Source organism: Bordetella sp. MIP270_01_BMS (assembly GCF_054958705.1).
The window spans coordinates 3,239,624-3,261,457 of the sequence record NZ_CM143297.1 but is presented as its reverse complement, the minus strand read 5'-3'; the positions used below and the strand labels follow the sequence as shown (position 1 = coordinate 3,261,457).

The 21,834-nt window shown below is 64.9% G+C and carries 24 protein-coding genes; 13 read left to right on the top strand and 11 right to left on the bottom strand.

Annotated elements, in window-relative coordinates; all coding sequences use genetic code 11:
* Positions 1-8 precede the first annotated feature (8 nt).
* The gene (locus ACV17W_RS15310; RefSeq protein WP_462593185.1) at positions 9-1,397 is read left to right on the top strand and encodes an amidase; all 1,389 of its coding nucleotides are present in this window, start codon (positions 9-11) and stop codon (positions 1,395-1,397) included.
* Here ACV17W_RS15310 and ACV17W_RS15305 read toward each other — a convergent pair.
* A complete protein-coding gene (locus ACV17W_RS15305) occupies positions 1,377-2,282 on the bottom strand; it encodes a LysR substrate-binding domain-containing protein (RefSeq protein WP_462593184.1) in 906 nt (301 codons plus the stop codon). The two genes, ACV17W_RS15310 and ACV17W_RS15305, sit on opposite strands and share 21 nt — an antisense overlap.
* A gap of 280 nt (positions 2,283-2,562) precedes the next feature.
* On the opposite strand from ACV17W_RS15305, the gene ACV17W_RS15300 reads away from it, so the two are divergent.
* Positions 2,563-3,474, top strand: a complete 912-nt coding sequence (locus ACV17W_RS15300) for a bifunctional GNAT family N-acetyltransferase/nucleoside diphosphate kinase regulator (protein WP_462593183.1) — start codon at positions 2,563-2,565, stop codon at positions 3,472-3,474.
* Positions 3,475-3,788: 314 nt separating this feature from the next.
* On the opposite strand, the gene ACV17W_RS15295 is transcribed toward ACV17W_RS15300, so the two are convergent.
* From ACV17W_RS15295 to ACV17W_RS15285, 3 genes are all read right to left on the bottom strand, one after another.
* Positions 3,789-4,022 carry a putative hemolysin gene (locus ACV17W_RS15295; RefSeq protein WP_462593182.1) on the bottom strand — a complete coding sequence of 78 codons (234 nt, stop codon included), beginning with the start codon at positions 4,020-4,022 and terminating at the stop codon, positions 3,789-3,791.
* A gap of 80 nt (positions 4,023-4,102) precedes the next feature.
* Positions 4,103-5,284, bottom strand: a complete 1,182-nt coding sequence (locus ACV17W_RS15290) for an alpha/beta hydrolase (protein WP_462593181.1) — start codon at positions 5,282-5,284, stop codon at positions 4,103-4,105.
* A gap of 230 nt (positions 5,285-5,514) precedes the next feature.
* Complete coding sequence (locus tag ACV17W_RS15285) at positions 5,515-6,027, bottom strand: DoxX family protein (RefSeq protein ID WP_462593180.1); 513 nt, start codon at positions 6,025-6,027, stop codon at positions 5,515-5,517.
* A 345-nt stretch (positions 6,028-6,372) separates the two neighbouring features.
* On the opposite strand from ACV17W_RS15285, the gene ACV17W_RS15280 reads away from it, so the two are divergent.
* The 5 genes from ACV17W_RS15280 to ACV17W_RS15260 all read left to right on the top strand — a co-directional run bounded on the left by ACV17W_RS15280 (position 6,373) and on the right by ACV17W_RS15260 (position 10,655).
* Positions 6,373-7,254 (top strand): amidohydrolase family protein, encoded by an 882-nt coding sequence (locus ACV17W_RS15280; protein WP_462593179.1) that lies wholly within the window; start codon positions 6,373-6,375, stop codon positions 7,252-7,254.
* 43 nt (positions 7,255-7,297) lie between these two features.
* Positions 7,298-8,299 carry a TRAP transporter substrate-binding protein gene (locus ACV17W_RS15275; RefSeq protein WP_462593178.1) on the top strand — a complete coding sequence of 334 codons (1,002 nt, stop codon included), beginning with the start codon at positions 7,298-7,300 and terminating at the stop codon, positions 8,297-8,299.
* 8 nt (positions 8,300-8,307) lie between these two features.
* On the top strand, positions 8,308-8,790 hold the full coding sequence (locus ACV17W_RS15270; protein ID WP_462593177.1) for a TRAP transporter small permease: 483 nt from the start codon (positions 8,308-8,310) through the stop codon (positions 8,788-8,790).
* On the top strand, positions 8,787-10,058 hold the full coding sequence (locus ACV17W_RS15265) for a TRAP transporter large permease (protein WP_462593176.1): 1,272 nt from the start codon (positions 8,787-8,789) through the stop codon (positions 10,056-10,058). Before ACV17W_RS15270 ends, ACV17W_RS15265 begins: the two co-directional genes overlap by 4 nt.
* A gap of 135 nt (positions 10,059-10,193) precedes the next feature.
* Complete coding sequence (locus ACV17W_RS15260; RefSeq protein ID WP_462593175.1) at positions 10,194-10,655, top strand: hemerythrin domain-containing protein; 462 nt, start codon at positions 10,194-10,196, stop codon at positions 10,653-10,655.
* An 11-nt stretch (positions 10,656-10,666) separates the two neighbouring features.
* Here the strand turns inward: ACV17W_RS15260 and ACV17W_RS15255 are convergent, their stop codons facing one another.
* Both ACV17W_RS15255 and ACV17W_RS15250 read right to left on the bottom strand, forming a co-directional pair.
* Entirely contained in the window at positions 10,667-12,151 is a 1,485-nt protein-coding gene (locus ACV17W_RS15255; protein ID WP_462593174.1) for a UdgX family uracil-DNA binding protein, read from the bottom strand.
* Positions 12,148-13,353 carry a putative DNA modification/repair radical SAM protein gene (locus ACV17W_RS15250; protein WP_462593173.1) on the bottom strand — a complete coding sequence of 402 codons (1,206 nt, stop codon included), beginning with the start codon at positions 13,351-13,353 and terminating at the stop codon, positions 12,148-12,150. The genes ACV17W_RS15255 and ACV17W_RS15250 overlap by 4 nt, the downstream gene beginning before the upstream one ends.
* A 117-nt stretch (positions 13,354-13,470) precedes the next feature.
* Here ACV17W_RS15250 and ACV17W_RS15245 point away from each other — a divergent pair, with 117 nt between their 5' ends.
* The 5 genes from ACV17W_RS15245 to ACV17W_RS15225 all read left to right on the top strand — a co-directional run bounded on the left by ACV17W_RS15245 (position 13,471) and on the right by ACV17W_RS15225 (position 16,982).
* Positions 13,471-14,328: an isocitrate lyase/PEP mutase family protein gene (locus ACV17W_RS15245; RefSeq protein WP_462596566.1), complete on the top strand. Its 858-nt coding sequence runs from the start codon at positions 13,471-13,473 to the stop codon at positions 14,326-14,328.
* Positions 14,329-14,448: 120 nt separating this feature from the next.
* Complete coding sequence (locus ACV17W_RS15240) at positions 14,449-14,946, top strand: methylated-DNA--[protein]-cysteine S-methyltransferase (protein WP_462593172.1); 498 nt, start codon at positions 14,449-14,451, stop codon at positions 14,944-14,946.
* Entirely contained in the window at positions 14,943-15,545 is a 603-nt protein-coding gene (locus ACV17W_RS15235) for a DNA-3-methyladenine glycosylase I (protein ID WP_462593171.1), read from the top strand. The genes ACV17W_RS15240 and ACV17W_RS15235 overlap by 4 nt, the downstream gene beginning before the upstream one ends.
* A gap of 93 nt (positions 15,546-15,638) precedes the next feature.
* Positions 15,639-16,433, top strand: coding sequence for a DUF4377 domain-containing protein (locus tag ACV17W_RS15230; protein WP_462593170.1), 795 nt, complete (start codon positions 15,639-15,641; stop codon positions 16,431-16,433).
* Between the two features lie 108 nt (positions 16,434-16,541).
* Positions 16,542-16,982 (top strand): CopD family copper resistance protein, encoded by a 441-nt coding sequence (locus ACV17W_RS15225; RefSeq protein WP_462593169.1) that lies wholly within the window; start codon positions 16,542-16,544, stop codon positions 16,980-16,982.
* A 30-nt stretch (positions 16,983-17,012) separates the two neighbouring features.
* Here the strand turns inward: ACV17W_RS15225 and ACV17W_RS15220 are convergent, their stop codons facing one another.
* From ACV17W_RS15220 to ACV17W_RS15210, 3 genes are read right to left on the bottom strand one after another with little or no spacing between them, the layout of a single operon-like run.
* Entirely contained in the window at positions 17,013-17,831 is an 819-nt protein-coding gene (locus ACV17W_RS15220) for an ABC transporter substrate-binding protein (RefSeq protein ID WP_462593168.1), read from the bottom strand.
* On the bottom strand, positions 17,828-18,607 hold the full coding sequence (locus ACV17W_RS15215; RefSeq protein WP_462593167.1) for an ABC transporter ATP-binding protein: 780 nt from the start codon (positions 18,605-18,607) through the stop codon (positions 17,828-17,830). Before ACV17W_RS15215 ends, ACV17W_RS15220 begins: the two co-directional genes overlap by 4 nt.
* Complete coding sequence (locus ACV17W_RS15210; RefSeq protein WP_462593166.1) at positions 18,604-19,347, bottom strand: ABC transporter permease; 744 nt, start codon at positions 19,345-19,347, stop codon at positions 18,604-18,606. The genes ACV17W_RS15215 and ACV17W_RS15210 overlap by 4 nt, the downstream gene beginning before the upstream one ends.
* Positions 19,348-19,469: 122 nt before the next feature.
* Here ACV17W_RS15210 and ACV17W_RS15205 point away from each other — a divergent pair, with 122 nt between their 5' ends.
* A complete protein-coding gene (locus tag ACV17W_RS15205) occupies positions 19,470-20,594 on the top strand; it encodes a substrate-binding domain-containing protein (protein ID WP_462593165.1) in 1,125 nt (374 codons plus the stop codon).
* Here the strand turns inward: ACV17W_RS15205 and ACV17W_RS15200 are convergent.
* Together ACV17W_RS15200 and ACV17W_RS15195 are read right to left on the bottom strand one after the other, a co-directional pair.
* The gene (locus ACV17W_RS15200) at positions 20,591-21,457 is read right to left on the bottom strand and encodes a formate dehydrogenase accessory sulfurtransferase FdhD (protein ID WP_462593164.1); all 867 of its coding nucleotides are present in this window, start codon (positions 21,455-21,457) and stop codon (positions 20,591-20,593) included. The genes ACV17W_RS15205 and ACV17W_RS15200 overlap by 4 nt on opposite strands.
* The gene (locus ACV17W_RS15195; protein ID WP_462593163.1) at positions 21,454-21,834 is read right to left on the bottom strand and encodes a hypothetical protein; all 381 of its coding nucleotides are present in this window, start codon (positions 21,832-21,834) and stop codon (positions 21,454-21,456) included. Before ACV17W_RS15195 ends, ACV17W_RS15200 begins: the two co-directional genes overlap by 4 nt.

Below are 21,834 nucleotides of genomic sequence, written 5' to 3'. Positions count from 1 at the left end.
GAGAGGTCATGAGCACCGACACTTCCATCCGCCTGCAAGCCGAGCAGTTGCGCAGCGGCCTGCAGACCTCGGTCGCACTGACCCAGTCGCTGCTGGACCGCATCGCAGCCACCAACGCCCGCACCTGCGCCTTCATACGTGTGGATTCGGCCGGCGCGCTTGAGGCAGCGCGCCAGGCCGATGCCGAGATCGCCAACGGCCATGTCCGCTCGCCGTTGCATGGTATTCCGGTAGCGGTCAAAGACCTGTACGACGTCGCCGGGCAACCCACGACCTGTCATTCCAAATTGCGCCTGGACCATGTGGCCGAAGACGATTCGGGGCCGGTGCAAAAGCTGCGCGACGCCGGTGCCGTTCTGCTCGGAAAGCTCGCCACCCATGAGTTTGCATTGGGGGGGCCGAGTTTCGATCTGCCGTTCCCGCCCGCGCGCAACCCCTGGGACCTGACCCGTATCCCGGGCGGCTCGTCGTCTGGCTCGGGGGCCGCGATCGCGGCCGGCTACACCCGGATTGCACTGGGAACCTGCACTGGGGGCTCGATCGGAGTTCCTGCTGCCTGGTGCGGCGCCGTGGGTTTGAAACCCACGTATGGCCGCGTCTCTAAATACGGCGTCTTTCCACTGTCCTGGACGCTTGACCATTGTGGCCCCCTGGCGCGCAGCGTCGAAGATGCCGCCCTGACGCTGCAAGTGCTGGCGGGGCATGACGCGCGCGACCCCTCGAGCGCTGGCGTGCCGGTAGCCGACTATACGAAGGACCTGGAGCTAGGAGTAAAGACGCTTCGAGTAGGCGTGCCCCGGCATACCTTTCAGAGTTCCCCGCTTGCCTCTGCCGCTTTTCTCGACGCCATGTCCAATACGGAAGCCCAGCTCGAGGAGGCCGGCGCCAATGTGAGCGAGGTCACTCTGCCGGATCCCGCCGTCTTTCTGGCATGTGGGCGTGTGATCAACAGCGCCGAAATATTTTCTGTGCATCGGGACTGGATCCGCGAGCGTCCGGGCGACTACGGTGAACTCACATTGCCCCGCTTCGTGCTTGGCGCCGCGATCGGTTCCGAAGATTACTTGACGGCAATGCGAGTGAGGCGGCAGCTGGCCGCCAACGTCAACCGGGTGCTGGAAGACGTCGACGTACTGCTGACCGCGGTGACGCTCGATGTGGCGCCGCCCTTCGAGCCTACGCCGTACTTTCGGTTCTGGCCCGTACAAACCTATATCTTCAATGTGACGGGCCATCCGACGGTCACCGTGCCAGTCGGATTGTCCGCGCAAGGCTTGCCTTTGGCAGTGCAAGTGGTCGGCCGATACTTCGACGAGGCGACGGTGCTGCGGGTGGCTCGTGCCATCGAGCGCTTGAGTGGCTGGGAGCGGCAGGCCTTACCGGACTTGCAGCGTTGAAGATTTCCAATCCATGGCGGCTGCATGGAACAGCTCGCACGCCGGGCTGGGAGATGTGGCTGGCATGATCACGCCCAGGCTTGTCTTGGGCGCATGGTCGCCTGCCAGTGGCCGCAGCACCAAGGAATCGGGAAGCCGGGAGGCAAGGGAATTCGGAACTATGCCCAAACCCAGCCCCGCGTCCACCAGACCCACGACCGATTGAACCTGCACCGCCTTATGAGTCATGTTGGGCATGAGGCCCTCAGCCTGGAAAAGACCTTCGATGATGTGGGACAGACCGCCATGCACTTCGCCCGTATATTGGATGAAGGGATACCCGGCAACCTCGGCAAGGGTTACATGCTGCCGCGCTGCCAAGGGATGATTGCGGGGCATGACCACCTCCAGCCAGTCGTCCTGCAAGTGGGCAATGCTGAGGTCGGGATGATCGCCGATCGGTAACCGGACGACGCCGATATCGATGTCCCCGCTCTTGACGAGTTCGACGATGGTGGAATTTGTATGTTCCAGCGGTTCAAGTCGGATTTGAGGGTGTCGCAGGCAGAACCATGCCAGTAATCTAGGCAAGATCGTGCTCATTGCCGAGCCGATGAATCCCAATTTGAGCGTGCCCGCTTGGCCGGTTGCAACCAGCCGCGCCTTGTCGCGCGCCTGATAAGCATGCATGAGGGCTCGCCGGGCATCTTCCAGCGCAGCAGAACCCGCCATGGTGAGCCGCATGCCGCGCGGAGTGCGCTCGAACAATTGGCAGCCCCATTCTTCTTCGAGCTTCCGGAGCGACACCGACAGCGCCGGCTGCCCTAAATAGAGTTTCTGAGCGGCCAGGCTGATGTTGAGAGTTTCACTGAGAACAACAAACTGGCGCAGCTGTTTCAGGTCCATCGGGATGGGTGGAAGCACGCGAAGAGCGCCATGCTAGCTTGATTTCATTGGAACGTACAGCTTCAGTCCATACGGTCTTGCTGAGCTGCGCGTCGAGCCGTGAAGCACTGGCTGCGTCTCAGGCCACGGATTTCCGACGCCCAGCGGTTGCGGCCGGCCATGATTTGACGGCAGGGGTGATGCAGCCCGCGCTCGCGACTGTCCTATAATCAGCGCTGCGCAGAAAGAACCGTCATGGCCGTCGCCATGAAGGGCTTTCATTCAACCGATTCTGGTGAAGATGAACAAGCCTTTCATTTCGCTGTGCCCCGAGATCACACGGGCACATGCTCTGACACTGATGGACTGGCTGCAAGACGAGCGGGTGATCTGCTATTTGAGCGATTCGCGCGATGTCTCGCGGTTTATAGAACAGACCATCGACCGGACACAACTTCCGATACTGACCCATCTATTCAACCGTGGCGGCCGTTTCTTCATGGCCTACGATCGTCACGACGTTCCGGTGGGCTTTGTCCGGCTGGTCAAGTCCGGGCCCGACTGCGAAATCGTCCTGGTGATAGGCGACCGCGAGAAGTGGGGCCGCAAGCTTGGCGCCAGCACCATTCGCGAAGCCATGAAGCTGGCATTCTTCGACATGCGGGCCGAAAAGCTGGTGGCCAAAATCCATCCGGACAACGCGCGGTCGCAGAAAGCGTTCCTGCGCTGCGGCTTCGTGCTCGAACGAGAAACGCCGACCCTGAAGTGCTTTACGCTCACGTCAGAGCGATATCTGGGGCTTTTGCGCGAAGGCGTGCTGGATGACGCTTCCGAAATCTATATCACCGAAATGGACAAGGCCCGGCTGACCCACTTGCTGCAGCTTGAACATGGCCCGGCGGTTGTCGAACTCGAGCATGAAATAGAGCGGGCGGTAGTGGTTGCACCTCGGCAGGTGCCGCCAGATGTGGTCACGATGAATTCACGAGCCTTGCTGCAGGTGGACGGCCAGTCCATGGAAGTCGCCCTGGTTTACTCCGACGACGCCGACGCCAATGCAGGCAAAATGTCTGTGTTCTCGGACATAGGCGCTGCCATCCTGGGCTACCAGGAAGGCGACGCCATCGATTGGCGCATCGACGACCAGACCCGCCACATTCAGATTGCCAAGGTTCTTTACCAACCGGAAGCAGCCGGGCATTTCCACCTGTAGGTGCCTCTGCGCCGCGAGTTCTCCTGAATCGGGCTGCAGTGAGCACGCGGCAGCGCCATGCCTGCCCAAGAACGCGGACGGGGCGACAGCGGAATGGCGCGGCGATCCGGCAATGCGAGCCGGGCATCGGGATGAAAAGCACAGCGACTGGCCTGGCCGTCCGGCGCTGCCCGCTACAAGTGCCGGGCCGGCGATGATCGTGCGGCAGGCGAGCCGTCCGGTGCAGCTATCCGGTGCAGCTATCCGGTGCAGCTATCCGGTGCGGCTATCCGGTGCGGCTCGGGTGCTTGGCCGCACGCCAGCGGGACGCGCCGCTACTTCGGCGCAGGATGATCGCGGCGATAAAGCGCCCATTCTTCGATCTCTTCGCCACTGGGCATCACGCAGATACCCACTTGACCGCCAGGCCGGTTCTCCAGGCGCAGCTGGCCGCCCTGCTCCTGGCAATATACGGATGCGGGGTTGGCCAGACCAACCGGGACATCGTGATGCGCTGGCGCGCAACCGGCCAGTACGGCCATCGACGCGATGAGCATGGGTGTTTTCATGAGCCTACTCCGCGGTTAGAGATGCCCGCAGTTTATGCCGCGCCTGCGCATGGCGCAGCAGCGCGCGGCGGGCCGCAACTTTAGCGGGACTGCCCTCCCGGGTCGTCCGTGGCGTCCGACACCCTGTCCGGTGCGGTGGGCCCCGGTTCGGCCAGCACCCCCGCCATGATTTGAGACTGCCAGTCGAAGTACGGGTTGTAAGTCAGCCGTGCATGGATCTTGTCCGCTTCCCGGTATCCCCAGTCCGAAAACCACACCGGCGCCCCCTGCTCGCATTCGACTCGCTGGGCGTCGGTCTGCCCGTTCCAGCAGATGCGCAGGCTGCCCTGGGCGCCATACAGCACATTTTCCGGTGAAAACAGCAGGCCCATGTGCGAAAACTGGCTGATGCGCAGGTCGGGCAGATGGTCCGGCCGAACGACAATGCGCGGATCGCGCGAGAATGCCCCGCCTTCGTTGCCGTACCAGACGAGCCGGCTGGCGGGATGGTTGAAACGAGCGCTGAACAGATTCGCCAGGTAGGCGCCATCGAGTACCGAATCATGTTCGGCCACGACCATCAGCACGGGTTTGGGGTAAGGCGCCCGCTGCAGGGACGCGCGCGCCTGGCGGCTGCTTCGGTAGTACTGCGCAAATCCGTTGGTGGGTACGGTCATGTAGCGCACCGCGCTCTGCATGGGACGCACACCGTCCGGCGGCAACAGCCAGGGACGTATCCAACCTATCCAGGGCGCGAGCCAGTCGTAGGCGCTGTTGGACATGAAGCCCGGCGAGAAGAGCAGCAGCCCGGCAATGTCCGGATGCGCGGACGCGTAGTCCATCACCAGGTTGGCGCCCGTGGAGAAGCCTCCCAGATATACCTGCGACACATCACGGCGCAAGGCCTGGGCTTGTTCGGCAACCACGCGCTGCCAGTCCTCGAGGGTGACGTCCAGCAGGTCGCGCGGGTGCGTACCGTGACCGGGCAGCAGCACCGTGCGCACGAGGAACCCCAACTCGGCCAGCTGCGAGGCGAGGTCGTGGAACGACCAGGGCGAATCGCCCAGGCCGTGAACCAGCAGAATGCCCTTGCTGGCGGGGTGGGCGGGCCGCCATTCGCGAGGCGCATTCCAGGCCAGTTCCGAGGCGCGATCGCCCGTCTGGAAACTACGCCGCTGCAGCAGCAGATGGACCGTTTCCTGTTGGTAGGCCTGGAAGGAAACCTCGCGAGGCGCCGCGTGCCGGCCATCGGGCACCGCGCAAGCGGCCATAAAGAGCAGCATGGCCACGCCACAGAGGCCCGCGGGCCGCGTGAACATGCTCGAGAGGGATTTGCCGCTACGCACGGCAGCTAGCCGGCTGGCCGGGGGCACGGCCTCGTACACGACGCCGCAGTATTGCGGCTTCCGCCATCCGGCAGCGCCTCGGACAGCAGGGCGACGGGGCCACGTCCAGGGATTGAAGCCTGCATGCTTTCGTCCAGGTTCTTGGGCGCGCCTTGCAGCGCGGGTCGTCAGAGATGGCGCTTGAGTCTGCGGTCGGCCGCGAAAATGCCACTCCCACGCACTGCAATATACAAGGCCAGGAACAGCATAAGCACTGGAAACTCGATGCCGCGATCTATCCACGGCCAGGTGGGGCCCAGCACGTAGCAGATACCTGCCATCTGCACCGCAATTGCCAAAGCCACCGCCCGCGTCCAGAGCCCGATGGCCAGCATCACCGCGCCGACGGTTTCCAGCAGCATGACCAGAAACGCCGCCTGTGGCGCAAAGGGCAGGCCCATGACGTTCTGAATCAGGTTGATGGAACCCGCCATGGGATCGGCCATGGACCCGTGCGGGATGCCCAATGCCTTCGGCACGCCATGGGTGAGCATGATGATGCCGAAAACCAGGCGCAGCACCGCGTACAGCAGGGGCTCTGCCCGGGCGTAGACCCGGCCCAGCGCGGGGATCAGCAGGCGATTGCGGCAAGCGGCCTCGGGCTCACTGGCGGCGAAGGCCGCGGGCGGAGAAATGATCATGTCAGGTGTCCTGAAAAATGGAGTTCATCATGGTTCGGGTCATGGGTGCTGCGGGGGCTCGTGACGGCGCAAGCGCTTACCGATTCCATGGTGGCATCGACAGGCCGCTGAATAAATGCGCGGGCTTGGCTTGTCAATTCAAGGCGGTCCAACAATCGACTGCCGGGGGCAGACGCTGGGAGAACGGCGCCGGCCGGCCGCCGCGGGGCCACCCAGGTCGCCCGCGCGCCACTCCGCGCATACAAAGTTCAATAGATGAAATTCCGAAGACGGCGAGCCTTCCATACCGGGGGACGGTGGCGCTATGGTGCCCAGACCTTCACCGTGTGCGGCACTTACCAAAGCATGCAAGCTCTCTCCTCATCCCTTGGGCTGCCACGCGGCACCTGCGACTGCCATACCCACGTATTTCTGGACCCACGGCTTTACCCATGGGCCGAGTCGCGACGGTACACACCGCCTCTGGCCTCGGTAGATGAACTGGTGCAATGGCACGACGTGCTGGGCATTGAACGCGTCGTCATCGTGCAGCCCAGCGTGTACGCGGCGGACAATGCGGCGACCTTGCAGGCTTTACGGCAGCTGGGCCCGCGCCGCGGCCGGGGTGTGGCGGTCATCGACAACAACATGGCCGAGCGCGAGCTGGACGCCATGCATGCGTTGGGCGTGCGAGGCGTGCGCGTCAATCTGGAGATCGATCAGGCCAGCGACGCGGCCGCGGCGACTGCGCAGCTGCGCAGCACCGCCGCGCGCGTGTCGCGCCTGGGCTGGCATGTGCAGGTCTATGCCAATCTGCCGTTGCTGGCGGCATGCGCCGAGGTGCTGGCCGCGCTCCCCGTTCCCGTGGTGCTGGATCACTATGCCGGCGCGTACGCGGCAGGCGGTGTGCACCAGGCGGGACTGCAAGCTGTGCTGGAGCTGGTCGCAGCAGGCAATGCCTACATCAAGCTGTCGGCGCCGTATCGGCTGTCGCAGGCGTCAGGGTACGCCGACATGAAAGCGCTGGCCCGGCTGTTCATCGCTACCGGCCCGGACCGCATGGTATGGGGCAGCGACTGGCCTCATCCGCAGCCCGGGACGCGGCCGGATCCGCACGATGTCAGCCCTGCGTTCGATGTGGACTCGGCCGCCGTGCTGACCGCATTGCGAGCCTGGACGGATGATGAAGCGACCTTTCGCCAGGTACTGGTGGACAACCCCGCAAGACTGTACGACTTCGACGGCTAAGGCTCCGCACTGCGCCGCGATTTCCCTATAAAAGGAGACCCGCATGAACAAGAGACAGCTTATCCGTGCCGCTGCGCTAGCCGTGGCTTGCGCCGCGTTCGGACATACACCGGCTCAGGCTGCTACCGTCATCAAGCTCGGCTGGCCTACGTCTGATAGCGCGACCGATCCCCTGGCCATGAGCGCGCGCGCATTCAAACAGGCGCTTGAAAAGCACTCGAACGGCGCCATGCAGGTCCAGCTGTACCCGAACCGCCAGCTGGGCGACGACAAGCAGCTGGTCGAAGGAGTGCGCTTCGGCACCGTAGACGCGGCCGTCGTCACCAACGCCGTCACGGCCCAGACGGAACCAGCTTTTGGCGTCCTGGACCTGCCCTTCCTGTTCGAGAGCGAAGCCCATGTGCACAAGGTGCTGGACGGCGACGTGGGCGCCGAACTGACTCGGCGCATGGCTTCCAAGGGGGTGGTGGTGCTGGGGTATTTCGAAGGCGGGTTCCGCAGCATGATCAACAACAAGCGTCCGGTGGCGCAGCCGGCAGACCTGCAGGGCGTGAAAGTGCGGGTCATGCAGAACCCCATTTATATCGATCTGGTGAATTCGCTGGGTGGAGCGGCGGTGCCGATGGCGTGGGGCGAGACCATCACCGCCATTCAACAGGGCACTATCGACGGACTAGAGCTGCCCGTGGCCCTGATTGAGCCACTAAAGGTCAGCGAATTCGCCAAATACTTGTCGCTGACCAAGCACACGTTCACGGCTTATGAGCTTTTGATGGGCAAGCGCTTTCTGGACAGACTGCCCGCCCAACAACAAGAATGGGTCCGCGCCGCGGCGAGAGATGCCGTGCAGGATCAACGGCAGGCCATGGCTGGCCAGGCGCCCCGAGCTCTCGCCGATCTCGAAAAGACGCAGATGAAGGTGAACCCGATCGGCAACGTCGCGGACTTCCGATCGGCGGTTGCGCCGGTGTATGACAAGGCGCGCAAGGCCGGGCAAGGCGACTTGATCGACGCCGTGCTGGCGGCGGCACCCGCGCCGAAATGAATGCAGCCATGGAATGGCTGGCGACGGCCACCTGCTATGCGGTGCGCGGCCTGACGGTGGTGATGCTGGGCGCGCTGGCCGTGCAAGTGATCATGCGCTCGGGGTTCAACGCGCCCCCGTCATGGACCGAGGAAGTGGCGCTGCTGGCGTTCAGCTGGACAGTACTGCTGGGTCTGGCCTACGGCGTGCGCCAGGGTATCCACGTACGCATGGACCTGTTGCTCGATGCGCTGCCGCGCCGCTTGCGCCGCTGGGTCGAACGGTGCGTGCTGGCCGCCATGGCCTTTACCGGACTGTACCTGGCCGTGGCGGGATGGCATTACACCGAAAGCGCCGCTGGAATGACCTCTGCCGCGGCCGGGTACCCCATGCCGCTGCTATATGCCAGCTGCGTCGTCAGCGGCGTGCTGGTGGGGCTGTTTGCGCTTGAACGGCTGCTGCAGGGCAAGCCCGCGGGCGACGAGCCGGACCCTCATGAGGCCGCGCCATGACCGAAGTCGCCGCCATTCTCTCATTGGGATTCGCGGGGCTGGTTCTGCTGGGTGTGCCGTTCGCGTTCGCGCTCGCGATCTGCGTCATCGGGTCGATCGCCGTCACCGGCATGGACCCGATGCTGCTGCCCCAGACTCTGATGGCGGGCACACAGAGCTTCAGCCTGCTGGCCATTCCGTTCTTCATGCTGGCAGGGGAAATCATGTCGGCAGGCGGGCTGTCGCGGCGGCTGGTCAATGTGGCGGATGTGTTCGTTCGCCACCTGCCCGGCGGGCTGGGCCTGGTTGCGATTCTGGCCGCAGTTGTGTTTGCGGCCATCAGTGGATCGGCGCCTGCCACCACGGCGGCGATAGGCGCCGTGATAATTCCCGCGATGACTGAACGGGGATACTCCAAGGCGTATGCCACCGCGCTGTGCGTGTCGGCCGGGGTGCTGGCTCCGTTGATCCCGCCGTCGATTGCTTTCGTCATCTGGGGCGTTATCGCCGAACAGTCCATTGTGAAGCTGTTCCTGTCCGGCGTGGTACCGGGCCTGTTGATGGCGGCCGGCATGGCTGCATTGGTGCTGCTGCATGCGAGGCGCAATGGCCTGGCATGCAGCCCGCGCGCCAGCCGAGGCGAGATTGTCAGCGCGCTGCGGGAAGGCGCGTGGGTATTGTTGGCGCCGATGATCGTACTGGGCGGCATCTACCTGGGCGTCTTTACCCCCACCGAGGCCGCCGTGGTGGCGTGCCTGTACGCCTTGCTGGTGACCCTGTTCATCGAACGTACGCTGAAGGTGGCGGACCTGGGTGGCATCATCACGCGGGCCATTTCGACCACGGCGCTGGTGCTGGCCATTGTCGGGTTTTCGCAGGGCTTCGGCGTGCTGGTGGCCCAAGAGCAGCTGGCGCCGGCGCTGACCGCCTGGCTTGCCGACCATGTGCACAGCAAATGGATGATGCTCGCGGTACTGAACATCGGCTTCTTCCTGCTGGCTGCGGTGATGGATGAAGTCGCCATCATGGTGATACTGGGCCCGATGCTGATCGCGATTGCGCGTCAATATGGCGTGGACCCCATCCACTTCGGCAGCATGATCGTCACCAACGTGGCGATCGGCATGGCGGCACCGCCCATCGGCTATTGCCTGTTCATCGGCATGGCGATCAGCAAGCTCAAACTATGGGACGTGGGGCGCGCCATCTTGCCCTTCGTGCTGATGATGGTGGTGGTGCTGTTCCTGGTTACCTATATTCCGGCATTTTCCCTGGCGTTGGCAAAGTGATGCATTGTGCACAGTCAGGCACAATGCCGCTGAATGTTGCGTCCGCCCCGACAGCGGTGGCTTCGGTCTGCATGAAGCCGCCTGATTCGGCATAATGTCCGCGCGCCTGTCGCGTACAACCGGAGGAATGCAACGATGTCGGCTGACCATATCTATGAAGCCCTGCGGGCAAGCCACGAGGTGCAGCGCACGCTGTGCCGCCGTCTGGTGCGCGCGCCCGCGCAAGGCAACGGTCGTCAGGAAATCTTTCGCGCATTGAAAATTGAATTGGCCGCCCATGCGGCGGCGGAAGAGCGCTTTCTTTACGCGCCCATGCTGATGGACGACATGGGCCTGAACTCTTCGCGACACGCGCTGGCCGAGCACCACGAAATCGATGAATGCGTCGAAGAACTGGCCAAGGCCGAGCCGGACGGCGGCAGCTGGCTGGCGCAGGCCCGGAAGCTGTCAGAGCAAGTCCATCACCATCTGCGGGAAGAAGAAAAAAAGTTCTTCCAGATCTCGGGGAAGATCCTGACCGAGTCGCAGAAAGTCCGGCTGGCTCGCCGATACGAAAAAGACTACGAGCGCATGAAGAAGAAACTGGCCCAAAGTTGAGCGCGAAAGGCTCAACGGCCGCTGGCCAGCTGCTGGCCGCGTGCGATGGCATGGGCGATTTGCGAGACGACCCTTTCCCGCGCCGCGGCCTCTTCGACGCGCAGTGCGTATGACGGGTGCCAGGTGGCCAGCAGCCAGGCGTGGCCCATGCGCAGCGGTTCGGCCATATGGGCCTGCAGGCTGGCCTTGCGGCCCAGCACCGCGGTCAGGGCCGTGGCGCCCAGCGTCACGATGACGGCCGGCCGCACTCGCTCGATTTCGTCATTCAGCCAGTGCGCACAGGCCTCGACTTCGCGTTGAGCGGGCGATTTGTGCAGGCGCCGCTTGCCGCGTGCTTCCCATTTGAAATGTTTGACCGCGTTGGTCAGGTAGAGCGTGTCCCGCGCCACGCCGGCGCGATGCAACGCTTCGTCGAGCACCTGCCCGGCCGGTCCGACGAAGACCCGGCCGGCCAGGTCTTCGTGATCACCCGGCTGTTCACCGACCAGCATCAGGCACGCCGTCTCGCTGCCCTGCCCCGGCACAACCTGTGTGGCATTGCGCCAGAGTTCGCACCGGCGACATTGCTCGAGTGTGGTGGCCGTCGGCCGCTGCGGCTGCGCCCGTTCTGCATCGACCACCACCGGCTTGCCTCGCATGATGCGTATGCCGCTGGCCTGGCCCAGCTGGCGGGCACCTTGGCGGGCTTCCGCGATCATCGAAGGGATCAGCGATGCCTCGGGCAGCCCCTTCCAGAAACGCACCGGCATGCGCTGTTCCAGCGCCGTTTCGTTCAGGCGCGCGGGGTTGAAGGTGCTTTTGTAATACAGCTGCCACAGCGCCTGCACGTTGTCGGCGGCGGCGTCGGCCTGCAGATCTTGTGCATCACCGGGCGCGTCGGTCAGGGTCAGAGACTGCCCGTCCCACAGGGCCAGGCCATGGGGCGTGCCGACGCACCAGCTGGCATTGCCCATGCGACGCGCGAAGTGCTCTGCCGCATCGGCCAGGACGTCATGTTCAGGTTCGTACCACGCAAGGTACTGCGGCAAGCCGGCGCGCTCGCTGCGATGGAAGCGCACGTACGCAATCATGTCATGGTGGCATCGCCGTACGGCCTTGGCCATGGCGTGCAACTTTGCGCCGTCTTCGTCGGCGGCGGACGCGACCGCCCGATCGCCGTGCGCCCAGCGCCACAGCGCGCGGTACATCAGCGCCCAGCGACCCGGCCAGCGGTACTGCGCGGCCTTGGCCAACAGTTCGGACATGGCTCTTGATATGCGCAGTGTGGAAGTGGCGGGAAGCGCCGCCCCCGGCTGCGAGGTGAGGCGGGTGTCCGCGGGCGCCGGGTCTGCCGAGTAGCCCAGCTCGATCTGCCCGGCGGCTCGCGCGCCCGGTGCGCCCTCGATCCAGCTGAGCATTTCGGGTGCCCAGTGCGCAGCGAGGGCCCGCAATGCCTGCACGCGCCAACCCGCGTAGCCGTCGCAGACGACCAGGCGGTGCAGTTCGGCGTGGCTCATAACAGGGACAACTGCGCCGGCGCCTGTGTCAGCGCTCGACGCAATTGCTCGGAAGGTGAATCGGCCTGCCGGGGCTTGTAGTCTTGCACCACGACGAACGGCCGGACCTTGTCCATGGGACAGCGCAGCCGAACCAGGTCTTGGTAACGTATCGCTCGCAAGCGGCGCAATTCAACCAGGCGTTTGGCATTGCGCATGCCGATGCCGGGCACGCGCGCGATCAGCCGCTGCGAGGCCCGGTTCAGATCGACGGGGAACGATTCGCGATGCGCCAGCGCCCACGCCAACTTGGGGTCGATATCCAGTGGCAGATCACCCGACACCTGGAACAGCTCTTCGGCCCGGAATCCGTAGCCGCGCAGCAGGAAATCAGCCTGGTACAGGCGATGTTCGCGCAATAGCGGCGGCGCCTGGGCCGGCAGACCCGCGGGGCTGTCGGGTATGGGGCTGAACGCGGAGTAATAGACACGCTTGAGCTTGTACGCACCGTACAGGTTTTGCGCCGTATTCAGTATGGCGCGGTCATCGGCGTCGTCGGCGCCCACGATCATCTGGGTGCTCTGCCCCGCAGGCGCACTGCCGCGCTTTTCTTCCAGCGCTACTTCCTGGGCCAGCCGGATCGATCCCATGGCGCGCTTGATGGTATGCGAGTTTTTTTCGGGCGCCAGGCGATACAGCCCTTGTTCAGTGGGCAGTTCGATGTTCACGCTGAGGCGGTCGGCGTACTGGCCGGCCAGCGTGATCAGGCGCGGGTCGGCATCGGGAATGGTCTTCAGGTGGATGTAGCCGCGAAACTGGTGCGTGTCACGCAATGATCGCGCAACTTCGACCAGCTGTTCCATGGTGTAGTCGGCGCTGCGGATGATGCCCGAACTGAGAAACAGCCCATCGATGTAATTGCGGCGATAGAAGTCGAGCGTGAGATCGACCACTTCACGGGGAAGGAACCGCGCACGCGGCACGTTGCTGGATCGGCGATTGACGCAATACTGGCAGTCGTACTGGCAGAAGTTGGTGAGCAGTATCTTCAGCAACGAAACACAGCGGCCATCGGGCGTGAAGCTATGGCAGATGCCCGCCCCGGTACTGGCGCCCAGACCCTCGCGCCCCTTCGAATCGCGCCGGGGAGCCCCGCTGCTGGCGCACGAGGCGTCGTATTTCGCGGCGTCGGCCAGGATTTCCAGCTTGGTTGAAATTTCCATAACACTGTTTATTTATACAGTATTATATCGGTGATCCGTCGTGCCGCAAGCCCGCCGAAGCTGCCCCTGAATGTCCGGCCTCGCACCACGGTGCGAAAGGCGCCGGGAATGAGTACGATGCACGCACACCCTGAGGAGATCGTCACCATGACCGCCTTGCCCAACGCCGCGTGCGCGGCATTCCGCGCCCTGCATGAGAGTGGCTGTTTCATCTTGCCCAACCCCTGGGACACGGGCAGCGCCCGGTTTCTGCAAAGCCTGGGCTTCGAGGCGCTGGCCACCACCAGCTCGGGCATGGCCTGGACCCAAGGCAGCCCCGACGGCGAAGCCAGCCTGGAATCGGTGCTGGCGCATCTGCGCACCATGGTGGCCGCCACGCCATTGCCCGTGAATGCCGACTTCGAGAACGGCTATGCCCCCGATGCCGAGGGGGTGGCGCGCAATGTGCGCCTGGCCGTCGAAACCGGGGTGGCGGGGCTGTCCATCGAAGACGCCACCGGCGATCCGGCCGATCCACTGTACCCGCTGGATATCGCGGTTGAACGCATGCGCGCCGCGCGTCGCGCCATCGATGATGCCGGCACGGGCGCGATGCTGGTGGGGCGCGCCGAGAATTTCGTCGTGGGCCGCCCCGATCTGGCCGATGCCATCGCCCGCCTGCAGGCCTATGCCGAAGCCGGCGCCGACTGCCTGTATGCGCCGGGCATACGCACACGCGAGCAGATTGCCGCCGTCGTGAGCGCGGTGGCGCCCAAGCCGGTGAATCTGCTGGTGGGCACCACCAGCGAACTCACCGTCGACGAAATCGCCGCATTGGGCGTACGTCGTATCAGCGTAGGCGGAGGCCTGGCCCGCTCGGCATGGGGCGGTTTCATCAACGCTGCACAAGCCCTGGCCCAGGGGCGCCTGGACACGGCGTTCGCTCAGGCCGCCACCAGCGACAGGCTGAACACGCTGTTTGCCGCGCGGTCCTGAACTTCCGGCAAAATGCGGCGCAAGAATGCGAGTGCCGGCAGTCCACGGAATGCCTAGACTGCAATTTCCGTGGCCTGCGCTCACTGTACCGGGCGTGGCACAGCTTTCAAGGAATCGATCATGTCCTACGCATACAAGACCGTCGCCTCGCCTGTGGGGCAGCTGACGCTGGTAGCCCGCGAATCGAAGCTAGTGGCCATTCTGTGGGAAAACGACAGGCCCGGGCGCGTACGCCTGGGCGCGCTGCACGCCGACCCGGGGCATCCGGTGCTGTGCGAGACCGAACGCCAGTTGGGAGAATATTTCGCAGGCCATCGCAGCGCATTCGATCTGCCGCTCGACTTCACCGGCACCGAGTTCCAGAAACAAGTCTGGCAGGCCTTGCTGACCATTCCATACGGCCAGACCCGCAGCTATCGCGAGATCGCCATGCAGATAGGCCGCGACAAGGCAGTGCGCGCCGTCGGCGCCGCCAATGGCCGCAACCCCCTGTCCATCATTGCGCCATGCCATCGGGTGATCGGCGCCACGGGCCAGCTGACGGGATTCGCCGGAGGCTTGCAGGCGAAGGCCGTGCTGCTGGCGCTGGAAAACCGGCAAGCGCCGTTGGCCGCATGACGCCGGCAAGCAGCGTCATCGTCGGCGATGATGGCCTGGCCCGGCCGCCCTGGGCGGCGCACGACCCGTTGTTGCGCCACTATTACGACACCGAATGGGGCATGCCGGTGCGCGACGAGCAGGGCCTGTTCGAGCGCCTCAGTCTCGAGTGCTTTCAGTCGGGGCTTTCCTGGGCGACCATCCTGCGCAAGCGCGAGGCTTTTCGCCTGGCCTTCAGCCATTTCGACCCTGACGCGGTGGCGGCGTATACGGCGGCCGACGTCGAGCGCCTGCTTGCCGACAGCGGCATCGTGCGCAATCGCGCCAAGATCCTGGCCACCATCAACAACGCAGCGGCCACCATCGCGCTGCGCCGCGAAGGCGGGCTGGGCGATTTCATCTGGTCTTTCCGGCCCGGCAGCACGCCGGCGCCGCGCACATTGGCCGAGATTCCCACTGTGTCGGAAGCGTCGACCGCCCTGAGCAAAGCCTTGCGTCAGCGCGGCTTCACCTTCGTGGGCCCCACCACCATGCATGCCCTGATGGAAGCCACCGGCATCATCGACACGCACCTGGTCGACAGCCACCGGCGCGGCAGTTCCGGCGTGTGGCCCGGCTGACCGCCCCCGCCCGGTGCGGCAGGCGTGCGTGTCATGAATCTTCGCGCCATAATCGGATGTCGACCCGCCAGGGCTTTACCAGCGAATAGGAAGATGAACCTGTACCGTCCGATATGCCGCTTTTTCCTGGTCAGCGTCCTGGGCACGCTGACCGCGTGCGCCCACGACCCTGCCGCCGACGTTGCGCCAGTGCAGGCCCCCACACTGCAGGCCTACCACTGGGACCTGGCCGAGGCCCGCGATGGCGACGCGGCCCAGCCGGTGCGCTGGGTTCCCCCGGTCACGCGCCAGGGCCGGCCGCTGCGCCTGAGCTTTGCCGATGGCCGCCTGACGGTATCCGGCTTGTGCAACAGCCTGGGCGCCAGCTACACACTGCAAGGTAGGCAGATTCGCATATCCCCGGTCATGGGCACCATGATGGCGTGCCCGGAACACGAACTCATGCAGTATGAGCAGGCGCTTGGGCAACGGCTGCCGCAAGCGGCCGCGTGGCGGATTGACGACCGCCCGTCGGGCCCGGCGCTGACGCTGGATTTCAGCGACGGCGGTCAGTGGACACTGGCCGGTGTTCCCACCGACGAGACGCGCTTCGGCACGGCCGGCAGCACGATGTTCCTGGAGGTTGCCGCCCAACGCGTGGCCTGCGCGCATCCCCTGATACCGAATATGCAGTGCCTGCGCGTGCGCGAAGTGCAGTTCGATGCACAGGGCCTGAAGGCGGGCCATGGCGAATGGCAGGCATTCTATGAAGACATCGAGGGCTATACGCACGAACCTGGCGTGCGCAACGTGCTGCGCGTCAAGCGCTACGAACGGCTTCAGACGCCCGCCGACGGGTCACGCTATGCATACGTACTCGACATGGTCGTGGAAAGCGCACGCGAATAAGGCAGGCGCGTACCCGGCGGCCGGCCTGCTGGTTGATCCGGATCATGGGCGTGGCGCGCCGTGGCGCGGAACATCGGCTGATTCCTGTTCACCGGCGCTGATTGCTTCATGGCCTATCCCTACTTGCTGATTGTGCACCTGCTCGCCGCCGTGGCATTCGCCGGCACGGTGTTCTTCGAAGTCGTCATGCTGGAAGGCATACGCCGGCGCGTGCCGCACGCAGCCATGCGAGCGGTCGAATCCGCCCTCGGGGCGCGCGCGCGCCGCCTCGTCCCGTGGATACTGCTGGCGCTATACGGCGCGGGGCTAGGCCTGGCATGGCACCATCGCGCCGCCCTGGCCCAACCCCTGGACAGCAGTTTCGGGCTGCTGCTGGGGTTGAAGATCGCACTGGCGGCCAGCGTATTCGGGCACTTCTTGGTGGCCATGCTGCTGCAGCGCCGGGGCCGCCTGAACGGCCGAAATTCCCGCCGCATCCACACCAGCGTGTTCTGTCACGTCGTGCTGATCCTGCTGCTGGCCAAGGCCATGTTCTACGTGCAATGGTAAACGCGCGCCGGCCTGCCCGCCCTCACCGGCCTACTGTCCGGCGTTCGGAAAAAACAGTTGCTGCCCATTGACCTTGTAGCTGGCAATGGCGTCCTGGCCAGGTTTCGAAGTCACCCAATCCACGAATTGCTGGGCCTGCTCGGCCTTCACGTGAGGGAACTTCTCGGGGCTGACCACCATGACGCCATACTGATTGAATAGCCGCTTGTCGCCCTCGACCAGTACTTTCAGGTCGCCCGGGTTCTTGAAGCTGAGCCACGTGCCGCGATCTGACAGAACATAGGCATTCATCGACGAAGCCATGTTCAAGGCCGGCCCCATGCCGCAGCCGCAGGCTTTGTAGCCCTTGCCCTGGTCTTCGACGCCGGCCGCTTTCCAGAACCGCAGTTCGGCCGAATGCGTGCCGCTCTTGTCGCCGCGCGACACGAACGGCGCATCGTCACGAGCCAGTTTGGCCAGCGCCTTGACGATGTCATTGCCCTTGATTCCAGCCGGATCCGACGCCGGGCCGATCAGCACGAAATCGTTGTACATCACCGGATAGCGTTTGGCCGCATAACCCTGGGCCACGAACTTCTCTTCGGCGGGCTGATCGTGCACGAACAGCACATCGGCGTCGCCACGGCGCGCCATGTCCAGCGCTTGCCCCGTGCCCTGCGCCACCACCTTGATGTCGATGCCCTTGGCCTGCCTGAATGCAGGCAGCAAGTGCGAGAACAGCCCCGACTGTTCCGTGGATGTGGTGGAGGCCATGACGATGGTCTCGGCCCCGGCCACGGGGGCCGCCAGCAGCGAAGCGGCCATCAGCGCCAGCGCTAGGCGGCGGCGCAGAATGTTGCTCGGGCTCATGATATGCGTTCTCCTTTGACGAACAAGCGGGCTGCCTCGGGCAGCGGCCCGGTAAAAAATTCGTCCACCGGAAGGTCGGTGACCAGCTCGCCTCGCTCCAGGTAGATGACGCGCCGCGCCAGCCGCTTGACCTGACCCAGGTTGTGGCTGCTGAACACCATGGCAGGCGCCCGTGCCCCGGCGCGTTCGATGAAACCCTGCATCATCTGCTCGACGTCGCGCTTGGCATGGGGGTCGAGACTGGCGGTGGGCTCGTCGAGCAGCAGGACGTCTGGCGCCATTGTCCAGGCGCGCACCATGGCCAGGCGCTGCTGCTGGCCGCCCGACAGCGTCTTGGCATTGCGAGCGGCCAGCTCGGCCATGCCCGCCCGCTCCAGCGCCTGCTGCGCCTGGAGCCGCGCCGCGCGCCATCCCAGCCCGCGCAGCCATAACGCCAGTGTCACGTTATTCAACACCGAGGTGCGCAGCATGTACGGGTGCTGGAACAACATCGCCTGACGCCTGCGCGCGACGCAACGGGCCTGACCGCGCGTGGGCTGGATCAGGCAATGCAGCAGGCGCAGCAGCGTGCTCTTGCCGCTGCCGTTGGCGCCGACCAACGCCACGCATTCACCGGGACGGATCGCCAGCGAAACGTTGCGCAATGCGTGCACCGCGCCGTAGTCGACGTCCACGCCGCGCAGATCGAACAGGGGGGCACCTGCATCGGCCGCCCGCGGGCTGCTTGCGGCGGCTGGGGCCAGGCCGGGCGCCGGCTCGTCGTGGCGACGCTTCATCGCCAGGCCCCCGCGGGGCCGAACAAGCCGGCCAGTCCTGCGTCCCGCCGCTCGCGCCAGCGACGCACCAGCGCCGCCAGTATGTTCAGGACCAGCACCACCGACAGCAGTACCAGACCCAGCGCCAGGGCCAGCGGCAGATCGCCTTTGCTGGTTTCCAGCGCGATGGCGGTCGTCATCACGCGTGTATAGCCTTCAATGTTGCCGCCCACCACCATCACGGCGCCGACCTCGGAAATCGCCCGTCCGAATGCGGTGATCACGATGGTCAGCAGCGTGAAGCGCTCATCCCACACCAGCAAAAGCGCGCGCACCATCGACCTCGCCCGCAACGAGCGCAACTGTTCCCCGTGATGGCGCTCGGCATCTTCGACGGTCTGGCGCACCAGCGCCGTGACGATGGGAAAGACCAGCACGGACTGCGCCAGGACCATGGCCTTGAAAGAGAACAGCCAGCCCAGAAAACCCAGCGGCCCGGAATGCGACAGCAGTAAATACACCAGCAGCCCCACCACGACCGAGGGCAAGGCCAGAGACGTGTTCAGCAGCGTGAGGACGATGCCGCGTCCGCGAAAGCGCGCCACGGCCAGCCACGAGCCGGCCACCATGCCGAAACCGCAGGCCAGCAGGCAGGCACAGGCGCTGACGGCGAGCGAACGCAGCACAATGGACCACAGCATCGGATCAGCCGAGGCGATCAGGTGCATGGCGGTCAGCACGCTGTCGGACAAAGTATTCATGAGTGGCGCGAAGTGGACTGCACAGAGGGTAGCCCAGCAGTATCATGCAGACCATATGAATTGGAATGCATAGGTTGCCGACCGTCACGCTGCAGGCGGGCATTTAGTGCATACTCGCGAACGTGCATCGTATCGACCTCACCTACCAACTGGGCGCAGCCGACTCCGGGTCATCGACCATCGGCAATGCGCTGATGGACCTGCTGTTCGCGGTGCGGCAGCACGGTTCGATCTCGGGGGCCGCCAAGGCCCTGGGCCTGTCTTACCGCCACGTCTGGGGCGAACTGAAGAAATGGGAACAGACCCTCGGCCGCACCTTGATCGTGTGGGACAAGGGGCAGCCTGCGCGCCTGAACGAATTCGGCGAGAAGCTGCTGTGGGCAGAGCGCCAGGCCCAGGCGCGGCTGGCGCCGCAGATCAATGCCCTGCGAGCCGACCTGGAACGCGCGTTCGCCGTCGCGTTCGACGACGCGGCTCACGTCGTACCGCTGTACGCCAGTCATGACGACGCGCTGGGCGCGTTGCACAGCCATGCCGTGGCGAGCGCCAAACTGTATCTGGACATCCGCTATACCGGTAGCGTCGATGCCATTCGCGGGCTCAATGAAGGGCGCTGCGTCATCGCCGGATTCCATACACGCCAGGACCCCGTGCCGGGCTCGCTGACCGAACGCAGCTACAAGCCGCTGCTCAAGCCGGGCCTGCACAAGATCATCGGGTTTGCGCAACGAAGCCAGGGCCTCATCGTTGCGCGTGACAACCCGCTGGGCCTGAAAACGGTACAGGACTTGAGCCGCCCCGGCGTGCGCTATGTAAACCGGGCGCTGGGCACGGGCACGCGCGTATTGTTCGATGAGTTGCTGGAACAGGCCGGCGTCACTTCGGACGCCATTGCCGGTTACGCACGCACCGAACCCTCGCATTCGGCGGTGGCCCACGCCGTCGCGGCCGGCAGCGCCGACGCCGGCCTGGGGGTGGAGTCCGCGGCCCTGCAGCACCATGTGGGCTTCGTGCCGCTCGTGCGCGAAAATTACTTTCTGGTGTGCCTGAAGTCGACGCTGGATCTGCCTTCGACGCAGGCCTTGCTGGATATTCTGCGCGGCGCTGCCTGGCAGGAGGCGCTGGCGGCAATGCCAGGGTATGCGCCCGCTCAGAGCGGGCAGGTGCTGTCGCTGCGCCGCGTACTGCCCTGGTGGAGCTTCCCGGCCAAGAAACCTGGCGGCGCGGGGGCCGGCAGGAAGCGCTAGGCCGCGGTTACGCGCGAGGCCGCCAGTTCGGGCTGCAGCACCAATCGCTCGGGCGCCGTGTAGCAGACAAAATGACGGTTGACGGCGCGGCCGATGGCGCACAGGCCCAAGTCTCGCGCGATTTCATAACCCATCTGGGTCATGCCGCTGCGCGACACCACCACGGGCACGCCCATCTGGGCGGATTTCATGATCATTTCGCTGGTCAGCCTGCCGGTCGTGTAGAACACCTTGTCGGCGCCGCCCTGTTGTTCGGGCGGCTGCAGCCACATCCATCCCGCCAGCGTATCGATGGCATTGTGGCGTCCGACGTCTTCCACGAACATCAGCATGGTCTCGCCGCGGAACAGCGCGCAGCCATGCACCGAGCCGGCCGACTTGTAGGTGGTTTCCTGCACCCGGATGGCATTGAGCAGGCCGTACAGTTGAGCCTGGGTCAGACGCGCATCGGGGTCGAGCTGGATCTGGTCGAGTTCTTCCATGAGCCCGCCGAACACGCTGCCCTGGCCGCAGCCGGTCGTGACCACCCGCTTGGCCGTGCGCGATTCGAGATCGGCGATGCCCGCACGGGTCACGACCGAGGCGGCATTGACTTCCCAGTCGACCATGATGGATTCGACATCACATACATCACGTATCAGCCGCTGGTTGCGCAAGTAGCCCAGCACCAGCAATTCGGGCATTGCACCCAGCGTCATCAGGGTGACCAGTTCACGCCGGTCGACGTAGATGGTCAGCGGCCGTTCGGCGGGAATGGAGATGGCTTCCGTCGCGCCATGCTGGTTGACGACCGTGACCTCGCGCGTGAGCGGAGCCTGCGCCTGTGTCAGGGTCGGCAGGGATCTGCTGGCCTGCTTGCTCACTTCGAGGACTTGTCTTCGTCGGCATCCGTCTGCGATGAGCTGGGCGGCGCAGCCGCCGGTTCGGCGGGCGAGTGCGCCCCCGACCCCTCGCGGGGCTGCACGGAAGTGGGCGTGTAGACGAATGGCCCCGGATCGACGCAGGCGGGGGTGGATATCGGCTGTGCCACCGCCTTGCCCGTGGCACGGGCATGATCGAGGTATTGGGCCGCCACCCGGTCCTGCACTTCGCACAGCTGGTGGGCGGCAACCTTGGCCGACCAGGCAGCGCGCGCCTTGGCTTCGTCTGCCTTGGCCCGCTCCTGGGCAGTGGGTTGCGGCAAAGCCGCCTGGGCCGTTGCGGCCAGCAGGCTCAGCGATAACGCGGCAAGCAGTTTCAT

Coding starts and splice junctions, on each gene's coding strand:
- ACV17W_RS15280 (WP_462593179.1), top strand. CDS start 6,373: ATGCAAGCTCTCTCCTCATCCCTTGGGCTGCCACGCGGCACCTGCGAC.
- ACV17W_RS15220 (WP_462593168.1), bottom strand. CDS start 17,831: ATGAGCCCGAGCAACATTCTGCGCCGCCGCCTAGCGCTGGCGCTGATG.
- ACV17W_RS15290 (WP_462593181.1), bottom strand. CDS start 5,284: ATGCTGCTCTTTATGGCCGCTTGCGCGGTGCCCGATGGCCGGCACGCG.
- ACV17W_RS15210 (WP_462593166.1), bottom strand. CDS start 19,347: ATGAATACTTTGTCCGACAGCGTGCTGACCGCCATGCACCTGATCGCC.
- ACV17W_RS15270 (WP_462593177.1), top strand. CDS start 8,308: ATGGAATGGCTGGCGACGGCCACCTGCTATGCGGTGCGCGGCCTGACG.
- ACV17W_RS15305 (WP_462593184.1), bottom strand. CDS start 2,282: ATGGACCTGAAACAGCTGCGCCAGTTTGTTGTTCTCAGTGAAACTCTC.
- ACV17W_RS15255 (WP_462593174.1), bottom strand. CDS start 12,151: ATGAGCCACGCCGAACTGCACCGCCTGGTCGTCTGCGACGGCTACGCG.
- ACV17W_RS15225 (WP_462593169.1), top strand. CDS start 16,542: ATGGCCTATCCCTACTTGCTGATTGTGCACCTGCTCGCCGCCGTGGCA.
- ACV17W_RS15230 (WP_462593170.1), top strand. CDS start 15,639: ATGAACCTGTACCGTCCGATATGCCGCTTTTTCCTGGTCAGCGTCCTG.
- ACV17W_RS15310 (WP_462593185.1), top strand. CDS start 9: ATGAGCACCGACACTTCCATCCGCCTGCAAGCCGAGCAGTTGCGCAGC.
- ACV17W_RS15285 (WP_462593180.1), bottom strand. CDS start 6,027: ATGATCATTTCTCCGCCCGCGGCCTTCGCCGCCAGTGAGCCCGAGGCC.
- ACV17W_RS15245 (WP_462596566.1), top strand. CDS start 13,471: ATGCACGCACACCCTGAGGAGATCGTCACCATGACCGCCTTGCCCAAC.
- ACV17W_RS15265 (WP_462593176.1), top strand. CDS start 8,787: ATGACCGAAGTCGCCGCCATTCTCTCATTGGGATTCGCGGGGCTGGTT.
- ACV17W_RS15295 (WP_462593182.1), bottom strand. CDS start 4,022: ATGAAAACACCCATGCTCATCGCGTCGATGGCCGTACTGGCCGGTTGC.
- ACV17W_RS15215 (WP_462593167.1), bottom strand. CDS start 18,607: ATGAAGCGTCGCCACGACGAGCCGGCGCCCGGCCTGGCCCCAGCCGCC.
- ACV17W_RS15250 (WP_462593173.1), bottom strand. CDS start 13,353: ATGGAAATTTCAACCAAGCTGGAAATCCTGGCCGACGCCGCGAAATAC.
- ACV17W_RS15240 (WP_462593172.1), top strand. CDS start 14,449: ATGTCCTACGCATACAAGACCGTCGCCTCGCCTGTGGGGCAGCTGACG.
- ACV17W_RS15235 (WP_462593171.1), top strand. CDS start 14,943: ATGACGCCGGCAAGCAGCGTCATCGTCGGCGATGATGGCCTGGCCCGG.
- ACV17W_RS15300 (WP_462593183.1), top strand. CDS start 2,563: ATGAACAAGCCTTTCATTTCGCTGTGCCCCGAGATCACACGGGCACAT.
- ACV17W_RS15260 (WP_462593175.1), top strand. CDS start 10,194: ATGTCGGCTGACCATATCTATGAAGCCCTGCGGGCAAGCCACGAGGTG.
- ACV17W_RS15275 (WP_462593178.1), top strand. CDS start 7,298: ATGAACAAGAGACAGCTTATCCGTGCCGCTGCGCTAGCCGTGGCTTGC.
- ACV17W_RS15195 (WP_462593163.1), bottom strand. CDS start 21,834: ATGAAACTGCTTGCCGCGTTATCGCTGAGCCTGCTGGCCGCAACGGCC.